Source organism: Roseobacter litoralis Och 149, assembly GCF_000154785.2.
In the GTDB taxonomy this organism is placed as follows: domain Bacteria; phylum Pseudomonadota; class Alphaproteobacteria; order Rhodobacterales; family Rhodobacteraceae; genus Roseobacter; species Roseobacter litoralis.
This window is the reverse complement of sequence record NC_015730.1, coordinates 42,947-55,380: the sequence shown is the minus strand read 5'-3', so window position 1 is coordinate 55,380 and position 12,434 is coordinate 42,947. Positions and strand designations below refer to the sequence as shown.

Here is a 12,434-nt window from a genome sequence, read left to right as displayed (position 1 = left end):
TCCAAACCCGCAAACCTACCACACAGGTGTTGACGGCAGATACACTAACCCAAGCTGCTGCGTTCTGGGTAGCCAGTCTTCTCAAAGTAAACCAGCGGCGAAGAAGGACACAACACGTATTGGATTGATCATTGTCGCCACGTTGTCAGGTTGACGTTGTTTCAACAGTCTCGCGACGGCTATTCGAACGGTGAAATTCCGTTCGAGTTGACAGAGTTGCAGCATCACATTTGGTTGTGTGGGATTGAACGTTTCAGTTCTGGCGAAAGGGTGCAGTCGTTGCTCAGGCTATTCAGCATACCTTGAGTGAGCTACCAACCTGTGATTTGCGCGTTCGGGCAAAGGCTGATCCGTTTCGCAGGAGAGATCAAAGCCTACGCCTTTGGCTTTTCAGCCACTTAAAAGTAGCTTTGAACCAGACTTCCGGCAATCAAATTCCATCCGTCGGCCAGCACGAAAAAGGCGAGTTTGAAAGGTAAAGATACAATGACAGGCGGGACCATCATCATACCCATCGACATAAGAACAGCAGCGACAACAAGGTCAATTATCAGGAATGGCAAAAACACCAAAAAACCGATCTGAAAAGCCCTTGAAATTTCGGAAAGCAGAAAACTCGGAACGAGCACAGACAAAGGCGCCTCTGCCGTCGGGGTCGCGTCAATTGTTTCTGATCTCAGTTCAGCCATTGCAAAGAATGTATCAGGGTCCAGACGAGCTGCCATAAAGCTCCGAAAAGGCTCAAGCGTACGGACGAATGCAGTTTCTGCGTCAATTGCATTGTCAGTTAACGGTTGAATACCGTTTTGCCATGCGGCCTGAAAAACAGGTTCCATTATAAAATACGTCAGAAACAATGCGAGACTGACGATCAGCATGTTGGGCGGCGATTGCTGCAATCCGATTGCCTGGCGCAATATCGACAGCACCGTCACCAAGAAAGGAAAACAGGTGATCATTATCGCCAGCCCCGGCGCCAGACTCAGCACAGTAATCAGAATAAACAGCTGAATGGTTCGCGCACTTAACGAACCATCATCGCCAAGAGAGATCGAGAGGTCTTGCGCAAAACTTACCGACGGGATGAATACTCCGGTCAGAAAAACTGCCAGTAGAACTACACGTGTCATTTCAGAGGCCAGATTTGAGATCAATCACTTCCGTCAATCGGACAATGAGCTGACCACTTTGATCTCCTTCTTTTTCTTCAAGCATACCGCGGGCAATGAGCCGGTCGCCGATATAGAGATCGACGGGATCGTCAACCGATTTATCCAAGGACAACACCGCGTTTTCACCAAGCGTCACCAAATCGCGGATGAGTGGCCGCGCTTTGCCAACGCAAACAGTCACCTCAATAGGAACTGATGTAAAAGGATTATTGGCGTCAAGACCGCCGACACTATCCATAGGACCTTCATCCATTTTCGATCTCCCTATGCGCTTCGTGGAAGAAGGCTTCTACAGCTTTGGACACACCTTCTATCAACGTATTAAGATCGATTTGTCGTTCCGTCGTGCCCAAACGAACAAATGCTTGCCCTTCACCCAAAGACGCCTCTGCGACAACATTTATTGAATCTTGAGAGGTCGTCTCGATAAGACTTGTAACGCGCTCGACGTTATCCGTGCTCACAACCACCTCAATCGGCCGGTCCGTTTGCGCGTCAACCAACGATGCCACCTGATCAAGAATATGCGCACTCAGAGCGGCGCGCATAGCTTCCGGTAATAGCTTTTCGACGATGACCTTCATAATCGGCTCAATGGACACCGTTAGTTCAGATAGCGCTTCCTGATATGTAAACTTCATATCGATCAGGTTCTGTCCCAACTCTGCCGTGATCCGCTCCTTTTCATCGGTCTGCGCTTTTGTCGCATCGTCCCAGCCAGCTTGATACCCGGTCTCAAACGCCTGCAGCTTTTGATCTTCGGTCGCCTCTGAATGTGAGTTCGATTTTTCGGTTGATGTTTGTTTGGTACCGGCAAAATTCTTGTATCGATGTGAAACGGCCATTACACGCTCTCCTCTTTGTCTTCCAACCAGCTGCGCAAAATCTCAACGGTCTCATCTTGCCGCTCACCGATCATTGTTCTGAGCCGGTCTACTGGATCATCCGACATTCCTGAGCCGATGTTTAAATCAGGCAACTCGCCGCCTGCGTCTCCGAAATCAGAAATGACGGGGAGATCCGGCAGTTGAAAATCATCGCCGTCAATTTCCCCATCAAGGCCCTGGCCGTCCGTTTGGCCCTCAGCAGCAGGTAAAGCAGCGATAGCAGGCGCGTCGTTCAAACCATTGCGGGAGAGCAAAGGTCGCACGACAAAGAGGCCGAGTATAAGCGTAACCAGAGCCAAAATCGCCATCTGCACGGCCGACATAACATCAATGTTGAAATTGCTCATCAAGGATGTTCCCGCAGCAGTTCCTTGCAGCGGCACGCTTTGCAATCCCATTGATTTGATTGTAATAATATCCCCACGCGCCTCGTCAAAACCTACGGCCGAGGCAACAAGATCGCGTAGCGCTTCCAACTCATTTTCGTCTCTTGGCGCAACAGTTTGCTCTCCGGCTTCATCCGTAAGTGTCATCTCGTTTACAAGAACGGCGACAGTGACGCGTTTTATGGCCCCAGGCTCACGTAGAACTTCCCTCTCAGTCTCAGAAACTTCGTAGTTAACGCGCTCTCGTGTTTCATTATTTTGAGACGAGCTGTTTTCTCCACCAGCGCCATCTTCATCTGGCAAATTGGACGCGACCGTTACATCGCCGCCACCCGCTTCGGATGAAGATGTGTTTCGTTCCTCTGTGTCAGTGCTGATCGCCACGCGGCTCTCGGGGTCAAATGTTCGTTCTCGAATCGATTCACTTTCAGTCACCGTATCGACGCTCACTTCGACGACCGAATTGCCGAAGCCAACCCGGGCTTCCAGCAAACGCTGAACCCTCGCTTTTAGAACATCGGCCTTATCTTCACCACCAATCGTCGGCGCAACTTCGTCCGCATTACCAATCAAAGCGCCGTTGGCATCAATCACTGCGACATCTTCAGACGCCAGACCTGCTACGGCTGAGGAAACAAGAAACCGAATTGCCTTGCCCTGCTGCGGCGTTATCGCTGCACCACTTGGGGTGACTGAAATGGATGCCTTGGGTGTAACCCCACGTTGGAAAGGGTTGGATCCTGTACTTGCAATATGCACGCGAGCCATCGCGATATGGGGGCTGGACACGATGGTACGTGCCAACTCACCCTCTTTTGCACGCCAATATGCTGCATCAAACATTTGTGATGTCGTGCCGAAACCGGACAACGTATCAAGCAACTCATACCCACGTGTCGAATTCGCAGGTAAGCCTTCGCTTGCGAGGGTCATGCGCAATTCATCTCTTTGGCTCGAATCAACAAATATTGAGCCGCCGCGCACTTCAAACACCGCACCGCGCTGTTCCAACGCTGTCACAACATCGCCTGCCGCGCCATTTTCCAACCCGGCATACAGCAATGTCATATTTGGCGCGGTCGCCATTCTGGACATGGCCAGAATGGCAAAAAACATCGCACCAGTTGCCAAGGCAACAATCACTTGTCGCCGCAATGGCAAGCCTGTCCAAGCCGTCACAATTTGCTGCACTTTCGCCTCCGGTCAGATGAACTTTCTGTTCAACGGTGACATCAGCAATGAACCATCTGCCTTAACAATCGGTTAGTGCAAATGCGTCTATAACAAGTTTCGTAAACATTGACGGGACGAGTATGACTGACGCAACCAATGAAGAAAGCACTGAACCACCAAAATCGGGCAAGCTGCCTTTAATCATTGGTGCTGTTCTGGCGTTAATTGGCGGCGGTGGTGGGTTTTACGCTGCCAGCAGCGGCATGATCTTCGCTACCGAATCAAAGGAAGAAGTGGTGGAAGAGGAAAAGAAATCTTCCAGCGAATTCAGCGATATTTCGTTTTTGCCACTCGAGCCAATGACGATCTCCATGCCGCGTGGCAGCGCGTACAAACACCTTCGGTTTCGCGGCGAATTGGAAGTACCCAAGGAGTACGCCGAAGATGTTAAAAAGGTAACGCCGCGCGTCATAGACGTGTTGAACGGGTATCTACGCGCCCTGCAGGTCTCAGACATTGAGGAGCCAGCATCGCTGACAAGACTGCGATCGCAAATGCTTCGTCGCATACAGATAGTTGCAGGTCCCGGACGCGTTAACGACCTGCTGATCATGGAATTTGTTTTAAACTAAGGAGAGCGATATGGACATTATTGCTGACATTCTTCTAGCCGCCGGAGCTTTTGGCGCCGGAATTTACTGTTATATTTTGGGCCGGCGTCTCAATAGGTTTAACGATCTGGAAAAAGGTGTCGGCGGGGCGGTCGCGGTCCTGTCTGCGCAGGTTGACGATTTAACCAAAACGCTTGCAGCGGCTCAAAGTACAGCATCAGTTTCGGCAGAAACGCTCACCCAACTCACGGTTCGAGCGGAGGCAATGTCACAGCGGCTCGAGCTTCAGATGGCATCGTTGCATGATATTCCACCTCAGGAGAGTACAGTGGCTGCTGTTGAGACTGGCAAAGCGCAGCAAACTGCAAGCGAACCAATGTTCATCAGACACCGCGCTTAAGGATTGGCCTCATGAAGATTCCTATGTTCCGCCGCAATGGGCGCGGCTCTATACTTTTGATTTGTTGTTTGCTGATCGGCTCGGCAGCAATACGGATTGGCAGCGAGGCGGGGAAAGCGGTCGCAACAGAGAGTCCTTTTCCCGTGCCTGCAAGCTCGGAAGCAACGGGTGAACCGGCCGTTTCAGAAGGAAGCAAGGCTGACTTTGCTCAGATGTTGCTCGCATTTCAAGAGCGTGAAGCACGTATTGAACGGCTCGAAGGTCAAATCGACATGAGACAGAAGGCCCTGGAGGTCGCAGATGCTGAGATTGAGAAACGGTTGCAAGTGCTTCAAGACGCGGAAAACGCTTTGAGGTCGATGCTGGCCATTGCCGACACGGCTGCAGAAGATGACGTCGTCAGACTCACTTCAGTTTATGAGAACATGAAACCAAAGGTTGCGGCCGCATTGTTCGAAGAAATGGAGCCAGCTTTCGCCGCGGGTTTTTTGGGGCGCATGCGTCCTGATGCAGCGGCAGGGATAATGTCCGGTTTGACTCCAAACAAAGCCTACACAATCAGCGTAATCCTCGCAGGAAGAAACGCAGACGCGCCAAAAGGCTGACTCTCGTGAAGGTTTTTTAACCTCCTTTTGCAAATATACCGAAGTAACGATTTTTTGGGGAACGGCATGATCGGAATCATCGGCATAATCACCGTATTTGCAATGGTCTTTGGGGGCTACCTCGCCGCTGGCGGCAAGATGGGCATCATCTTTAAAGCACTACCATTCGAGATGACAATGATTGGAGGCGCAGCCGTAGGTGCTTTTCTGATAAGCAACGATATGTCAGCGATCAAGCACACGATGCGCGATCTTGGTAGGGTCTTCAAAGGACCGAAATGGTCACATTCAGACTACAAAGACCTCCTCTGTTTACTGTTCGAACTGATCAGATTGGCGCGTCAAAACCCGGTTGCAATCGAAGAGCATATTGAATCCCCCGAAGAGTCATCGATCTTTTCGAAGTACGAGAAAATCGTAAAAGACAAGGAAGCAGTGGCTCTGATTTGTGACACCCTTCGGTCTGCTTCTATGAATTACGATGATCCTCACCAAGTCGAAGAAGTTCTTGAAAAGCGCATGGAGGCAAACATGCACCATGCAATGCACTCCAGCCACGCGCTGCAAACCGTAGCCGACGGGCTTCCTGCACTCGGTATTGTTGCTGCTGTTCTGGGCATCATCAAGACGATGGGCTCGATTGATCAACCGCCTGAAGTATTGGGTAAACTCATCGGCGGCGCTCTGGTCGGTACTTTCTTAGGAGTGTTCCTGGCATATGGCTTCGTGGGCCCATTCGCTGCGAAAGTAAAAAGCGTCACAGAAGAAGATGGTCACTTTTATCAGCTTATTAGAGAAGTTCTGGTGGCGAACTTGCATGCACATGCAACGAATATCTGTATTGAAGTTGGCCGGCAGAATACACCATCACACCATCGCCCCAGCTTTGCGGAACTGGAAGAAGCTCTGAAATCAGTCAAGCAGAATGCTGCATGAAAAAGCTAAAGTTACTGTCCATAGTTTTTGCGATTTTACTTCCGATGCCTTTGGCCGCGGAACCAATCGTAGTCCGTTCGGGCGAACACGCTTCCTTTACCAGATTGGTAATGCAACTGCCGGCCGGCGTTCAATGGAGCATGGAACAAGAAACTAACACCCCAGTTCTCCGTTTGATAAATCATAACGAGGGCTTTGATCTAAGCGTCGCTTTTGAAATTATCCCCAGAACGCGCTTGCAGGCTTTGGTGGCGAAAGCCTCACAATTGGAGCTTCAACTGGCGTGCAATTGCACTGTGAATGCTTTCCTAGAACAAAACAGTTTTTTGGTCATTGATATCACGAACTCAGAGGCACCTGTGTCCGAAGTTCTAACGGACGTTGACAACAGACCGGAGGCCCTTGGGGTTCCAGTATCCGGCTTTACTTATGGTGAATTGCTTTGGTCGCAAGCTGATCGGCAAAGTGATCAAGACTCTGCAGACCTCATGCAGGAAGGATCAAGCGAAGCGGTCAATTCGAACGGCGAACAAACGAACCGGACGGAAAACGAACTTGTTTCAGAGACTCAAGAAAGGCTCTTGGCAGCGTTTTCGTCTGCGGCGTCCAGAGGAATATTGAGGCCGAAGCCTGATATTTCGATAGCCAGTTCAGCAGAAAGTTCTGAAGCACCGCCTGTGGAAATATTCGATACGTCAGAGCAGATACCAGTTGCTGCTATTCCTTCAACTGGAAACATGAGGATTTCCAATAGCAGTGACATACCCGAAAGCGGGCGAGAGCAGGACATTGTTGCGTCCAGCCCTGTTTGTGCGGATCCGTCGATAGTTGACTTTGCATCTTGGGGCGCTGAAGAGGACATGGGAAAGCAGATTGGTGCTTCGGTTCTTGATCTCTATGATCCGTCAGGTCGTTTGGTGCCGGAAAAAGTTCTGCATCACGCGCGCTTGCAACTTTTCTTCGGACTAGGTCAAGAAGCGAAACAGACACTGGAAATGGCTCCAAACCTGAAGGCCGAGTATCCGGAATTGTTGGACATAGCTAACATTTTAGAGTTTGGCCACGCTCACAACCCCCGCAGTTTGCACCGCTTTGCAGATTGTGACTCAGATTTAGCGCTTTGGGCCCTTTTGGCAGCGTCGGAAATTCCAATGGACCGAACAGTCAATGCGCTCGCAGCTTTACGCGGGTTAGAAAAATTGCCAAACCACCTCAAGCCTCATTTTGCTCAAAAAGTAAGTGAGCGTTTGTCAGCGCGCGGCGATGTGGCAAATGCCAGCATCGCAATTCGGAGCTTTCAAAGGCTAGCTGACAACGATGCGCAGCCCAAAATGGTTCAAGCAGAGTTGTCGGACCTTCGTAACGAGTCCACGAAAGCCGACGCGATCATAAACGAAATAGTAAATAGCGAAACGAACGAAACGCCTGAGGCCATCATTGAGCTCATAGAACGACAAGTGGCTACAAGAAAGCCGGTGCAAGCAGACTTAGCTTTGCTCGCTGAAACCTATGCATTCGAACTAAGGAACTCAGAACAAGGACCAAAAATGTTTCGTTCCTTCGTTTTAGCGGCTGCCAGTTCAGGGCAATATGGCAAAGCGTTCGCATCTATAGAAGAACAGAAATCAAAACTTAATGCTGAGACTGTAACCGAACTTACGAGTTTTGCTTTCACCGAATTTGCCAATGGCGCAAGGGATGTGGACTTTTTGGCAGGCTACTTCGAGCAGTTTCCGACTAGTAAAGAAGCTTTGAACCAAAAAGCAATACTAGCGACGGCCGAAAGACTGTTCGACCTGGGCTTTCAAAATGAGGCTGAATCAGTGCTTTTAAACCTTCCTGGTCAGCTTCTTTCACAAGACGTGAGAATGCTAAGATCAAGAATCTCGCTTTTTCAGAACAACTATCAGCGAAGCTACGACCTGATCAGTGACTTAGACGGTCCGGAAGCAGCACTCATTAAGGGGCAGGCGATGCAGGGTCTGGGCAAGCCCGAAATCGCCGCTCAGTACTTTTCATTGGCGGAAGCTGAAACAGTCGCCAGAGATATGGCTTGGCTGTCAGACGATTGGAACAACCTTTTGACCGAGGAAGATCAGACGTTTGGGCAAGTGCGTGCGCTGGCAAACGAAGCCGTCGACACAATACCACAAGACAATAGAATGATAGACAACAGCAACCGAGCGTTAGCTGCGAGTGCAAATGCAAGATTGGCTTTGGAAGGACTTCTGACCGAGCTTGAATTCAATAATTAAGACTAAAGCGTCATGCGAAAAACCTGAATCACGTAACGCTGCCTGAAACCAAATATTTCAACGCGTTACGTGATACTCGATGTTTCAGGTATTTCGTCAGACGCTCTAGTCGTGTCATTCTTGGTTGGACCGCCTTGGACAACAGCTTCTGCTACGCAGCAGATGAGATTTGGCAAAAAAAGCCTCCATGGATATGGAGCGCATTGAGCTGATTACTTGACTGAAGCAGGGGCAGAGTATTGAGCACATCAAGTGACGCAACGAATTGGTCACACCTGAAGAGGCCGGTTCGAAAGCTTGCGTAGAACTGCTAGGAGTTCCATTGGAATGTTTGCGTTTTGAGCAGGTGGCCGTTGGTGTAATATGCTAAGACTGGACTCGGCGGTTTAAGCGCCTTGTTGGAGCAGCTGATTTGACAAGATGGCCGGTGAAACCTTCAGTGACCCTCAACCCTATGGCTCTCGATCAAGGCTATGAGGCTTGCTTAGCCAGCCCAGACAGTCTGAGGAACTGAGTTTCGACAATCGCCGTAGCCCTCAGTGAAGGGTGTTTTCAATCCCGGTCCCGGAAAACAGGACCGCTATTGATGTTCGGACGCCATCAAAGCGAAACGCGCTTTACGCTTCGAGGAAGTCTTTCAATGTTGCGTTGAACAACGCAGGTTTCTCCATGTGGACGGCATGGGCGCAACCGGGTACCACAGCAAGGTGGACATGCGGAATGGATTGCCACAAAATTTCGGTTTGTGACCATGGATAGGTGCGATCACGGTCCCCCCACAGGATCAGGGTTTCTGATCGAATCGATGGCAAATCCGGTTGCCCCGACCAGCTTTGCATCGCCTCAAGCCCTGCGTGAAAGGCATCCGGTGAGGTTTGCGCAGCGATATCGGCGCAAGGTCCATAACAACGCGCCGCCTCACCATGCAGAAACCAGGTCGCTGCAATACGCCTTGCTGTTGATTGAATGCCGTCACAGTGCCCGCGTGCCTTGCTTTCTTCGATGGTCTCGAACCGGCCGGGCAGCACACCAATTGACCCGGTGGCATATAGGATCAGACGCCTGACACGATCCGGCGCAAGTCTAATGACTTCTTGCACGATCATGCCGCCCATGGAATGACCCATCAGGTCAAACTGCATAATCCCTTGCGCATCAACAGCCGCCAGCACCCGTTTTGCCAGACCATTGATCGTGCTGATCGCAGGTTCGCCGTTCAGATCACCAAACCCCGGGAGCGCCACGAGAACGAGGGAACGTTCAGCACCCAAAGCTTCCTCTTGCAAATGCCACTGCTTTTGGCCGCCCATGAACCCATGTACACAAACCAGCGGAAGGCTCACTTGCGCTGACCCTGTACAATCCGATCAAGGATCATCGCGCAGAACAGGATCGCGAAACCGGCGAGAATACCCTGCCCCACATTCGCATATTGCAGCGCTTCAAGGACATCTTCGCCCAGTCCTTTTGCGCCAATCAGCGAGGCCACAACCACCATCGCAAGCGACAGCATAATCGTCTGATTGATCCCTGCCCGGATGGACGGCGCGGCCAAAGGCAGATCAACGCGGGTCAGCAGATACCATTTGTTTGCCCCGAATGAGATGGCCGCTTCGCGCACGCTTTCCGGCACCCCACGCAACCCAAGAACCGTCAGACGCACAACTGGTGTGCCACCAAAAATCATCGTCGTTACAACGGCTGCCGGTTTGCCGGTGCCAAAAAACGCGATTACCGGGATCATGAAGACAAAGGCGGGCATAGTTTGCATGAAGTCCATGATCGGCTGGATGAACGAATAGAACTTTGGTCGCCGGGCGCAGAACATACCCAATGGAATGCCGATCAATATCGACAGACAGGCGGCAGTGCCCAACAGGGCCAGCGTGGTCATGGCCTTTTCCCAAAAGCCCAATAGCCCCATGTAAGACAGGAATGCCGCCGACCAGACCGCCGTGCGTACACCAGCGGTCAGCCACGTTAGCAGCACGATCAGGCTGGCAATCACGATCCATGGTGTGCTGACAAAAATCAGCTCCAGCGCATCCAGTATCATGCGGATACCATAGGTGATAAAATCAAACAGCACTTCGCCGTTCGCCACGCACCAGGCAAAGAAAGCCTCAACCTCATTGATCGCGGTTAGTCGGTATTCCGGGTTGGTTGGGAATTCCGTGAGGATCGTGAATCGTCCGGGAAAGCTGTAGTGGATCATCGCTGCCAAAACGATCAACGCCATAAAAACCGCACTGCAGATGATATTGGACATCGGCAGACCTGACCTGACCGTACGGTCAGAGAGCCATTCTGAAAAGCGAGCTTCCAGCGCCCAATTGGCGACAGCAGCCTGCACGGCTTTGACCACCAAAAGGATCGCCAAACCGGACAAGGCTATGGACAGACCCTGTTCTGCCAGCGCATCTGCATCCGCCCTGATACCGCCAATCGCGGCCTGCAAGGAGTCGACGGTGCGCTGATACACATCCACCCTGTCAGACCCGCTTTCTATGGCCGCAGCCAATTGCTGTTGGCGAAGTTCCAGCGTGCCTTCGATCGAGGCGATGCGCGCGCGCGCGTCTGCTGCAAGATCACCGAAAAGACCACGTGAAATCTGGACGAGAGCCAGCGTTTCAATAATCAAAAACGGCAAGGCCCAAGACCAAAGACCACGCGCGCCGAACCAGACGGGTCCGAAAAGACCGGCCATGAGATTAAAGGTCGCCGTGAATTTCGCGCTTGCGCCGATCGTATCAAATTGCGCGATATAATAGTCAGGATTTGTGCGCACGAAGGTGCGAATGTTTGCCTGTCGCTCCGCGGCATAGGCCCGCGCGCCTTCGGTGTCTTTTGCATCGAGCGGATTTTCGGGTGTGTCTTTCATGACATTTCGGTCCCTTCAATAACTGTGCGCAAGATATCTGCCCGCGTAATGACGCCAACATCTGCCCCGTTATCCTCGACCAGAATGGGGCTCTCTTTGTCTATGGCGAGGTTGATAAGCGTACTCAGCGTTTCGCCTTCGTTCACGCGAGGTGCATCCGCAGGGATCGGCCCCATATTTTGGACAAACTGTTCAATGGGTTGCATGACCGCATGTGCACGGACGACCTTGAGACGCGAAATACCTGCCACGAAATCAGAGACGTAGTCATCTGCAGGGTTCATCACGATTTCTTCGGCTGTGCCGGTTTGGACCAGTTTTCCGTCCCGCATAATGGCAATGCGGTCACCGATGCGCACCGCTTCGTCCAGATCATGAGTGATAAAGATTGTTGTCTTTTTGAGGATTTTCGACAGGCGGATAAACTCGTCCTGCAACTGACGACGGATCAGTGGGTCAAGCGCGCTGAAGGGCTCGTCCATCAACAAGACATCCGGGTTCGCCGCAAGCGCGCGGGCAAGGCCGACCCGCTGCTGCATCCCACCAGAAAGCTCATGTGCGAATTTGGCGCCCCACGCACCGAGTTCAACGATGTCGAGAATGGCCGCGGCTTGACGCATACGGTCGTTCTTGCTGACCTGCCGAATTTCGAGCGGCATCGCGACATTATCCAGAACGGACCGGTGTGGCATCAGCGCAAAATTCTGAAACACCATACCTATTTTGAGATTGCGAAAAGTCTGCAGTTCTTTCGGTCCAAGGCCCATGACATCAGTGCCTTCGATCAGGATTTGCCCGGCAGTCGGCTCAAGTAGCCGGTTAAAGTGCCGCACCAACGTGGATTTGCCGCTGCCCGACAGGCCCATGATGCAAAAAATCTCGCCCCTGTTCACAGAGAGGCTGACATCCGCAACGCCGACCACCGCATTGTACTGTGCAAGCACCTCTGCCTTGGTCAGACCTTCATCATGGATCGCTTTGAGCGCGGCCTCGGGGTGCGCGCCAAAAATCTTCCACACGTTTGAGATTTCGATGACTGTATCCTGGTTCATGACGGACCTTTTCGTGTGTTGCATGCATGGCAAAGGCGTCGGGTATCCGGCCCCGGTAAACCCGGAACCGGATCGT

12 protein-coding genes are annotated in these 12,434 nt (G+C 51.6%); 5 read left to right on the top strand and 7 right to left on the bottom strand.

What is annotated here, in order from left to right:
- Window positions 1–398: 398 nt before the first annotated feature.
- Genes fliP through fliF form a run of 4 tightly spaced genes read right to left on the bottom strand, consistent with a single transcriptional unit; the run spans window position 399 to window position 3,636 of the window.
- Entirely contained in the window at window positions 399–1,130 is a 732-nt protein-coding gene (gene fliP, locus RLO149_RS00260) for a flagellar type III secretion system pore protein FliP (protein WP_013960030.1), read from the bottom strand.
- Window position 1,131: 1 nt separating this feature from the next.
- Entirely contained in the window at window positions 1,132–1,425 is a 294-nt protein-coding gene (locus RLO149_RS00255; RefSeq protein ID WP_013960029.1) for a FliM/FliN family flagellar motor switch protein, read from the bottom strand.
- Window positions 1,418–2,017, bottom strand: a complete 600-nt coding sequence (locus RLO149_RS00250; RefSeq protein ID WP_013960028.1) for a FliH/SctL family protein — start codon at window positions 2,015–2,017, stop codon at window positions 1,418–1,420. Before RLO149_RS00250 ends, RLO149_RS00255 begins: the two co-directional genes overlap by 8 nt.
- Window positions 2,017–3,636 (bottom strand): flagellar basal-body MS-ring/collar protein FliF, encoded by a 1,620-nt coding sequence (gene fliF, locus RLO149_RS00245; protein WP_013960027.1) that lies wholly within the window; start codon window positions 3,634–3,636, stop codon window positions 2,017–2,019. The genes RLO149_RS00250 and fliF overlap by 1 nt, the downstream gene beginning before the upstream one ends.
- A gap of 122 nt (window positions 3,637–3,758) precedes the next feature.
- Here fliF and RLO149_RS00240 point away from each other — a divergent pair, with 122 nt between their 5' ends.
- From RLO149_RS00240 to RLO149_RS00220, 5 genes are all read left to right on the top strand, one after another.
- Complete coding sequence (locus RLO149_RS00240) at window positions 3,759–4,250, top strand: flagellar basal body-associated FliL family protein (protein ID WP_013960026.1); 492 nt, start codon at window positions 3,759–3,761, stop codon at window positions 4,248–4,250.
- Between the two features lie 10 nt (window positions 4,251–4,260).
- Window positions 4,261–4,629, top strand: a complete 369-nt coding sequence (locus tag RLO149_RS00235) for a hypothetical protein (RefSeq protein ID WP_013960025.1) — start codon at window positions 4,261–4,263, stop codon at window positions 4,627–4,629.
- A gap of 11 nt (window positions 4,630–4,640) precedes the next feature.
- Entirely contained in the window at window positions 4,641–5,234 is a 594-nt protein-coding gene (locus tag RLO149_RS00230; RefSeq protein ID WP_013960024.1) for a MotE family protein, read from the top strand.
- A gap of 66 nt (window positions 5,235–5,300) precedes the next feature.
- Complete coding sequence (gene motA, locus RLO149_RS00225) at window positions 5,301–6,170, top strand: flagellar motor stator protein MotA (protein WP_013960023.1); 870 nt, start codon at window positions 5,301–5,303, stop codon at window positions 6,168–6,170.
- Complete coding sequence (locus RLO149_RS00220; protein WP_013960022.1) at window positions 6,167–8,425, top strand: hypothetical protein; 2,259 nt, start codon at window positions 6,167–6,169, stop codon at window positions 8,423–8,425. Before motA ends, RLO149_RS00220 begins: the two co-directional genes overlap by 4 nt.
- Before the next feature lie 617 nt (window positions 8,426–9,042).
- On the opposite strand, the gene RLO149_RS00215 is transcribed toward RLO149_RS00220, so the two are convergent.
- The 3 genes from RLO149_RS00215 to RLO149_RS00205 are packed head-to-tail and all read right to left on the bottom strand — an operon-like array spanning window position 9,043 to window position 12,358.
- The gene (locus tag RLO149_RS00215) at window positions 9,043–9,768 is read right to left on the bottom strand and encodes an alpha/beta fold hydrolase (protein WP_245538098.1); all 726 of its coding nucleotides are present in this window, start codon (window positions 9,766–9,768) and stop codon (window positions 9,043–9,045) included.
- A complete protein-coding gene (locus RLO149_RS00210) occupies window positions 9,765–11,306 on the bottom strand; it encodes an ABC transporter permease (RefSeq protein WP_013960020.1) in 1,542 nt (513 codons plus the stop codon). Before RLO149_RS00210 ends, RLO149_RS00215 begins: the two co-directional genes overlap by 4 nt.
- Entirely contained in the window at window positions 11,303–12,358 is a 1,056-nt protein-coding gene (locus tag RLO149_RS00205; RefSeq protein WP_013960019.1) for a quaternary amine ABC transporter ATP-binding protein, read from the bottom strand. Before RLO149_RS00205 ends, RLO149_RS00210 begins: the two co-directional genes overlap by 4 nt.
- Window positions 12,359–12,434: the final 76 nt, after the last annotated feature.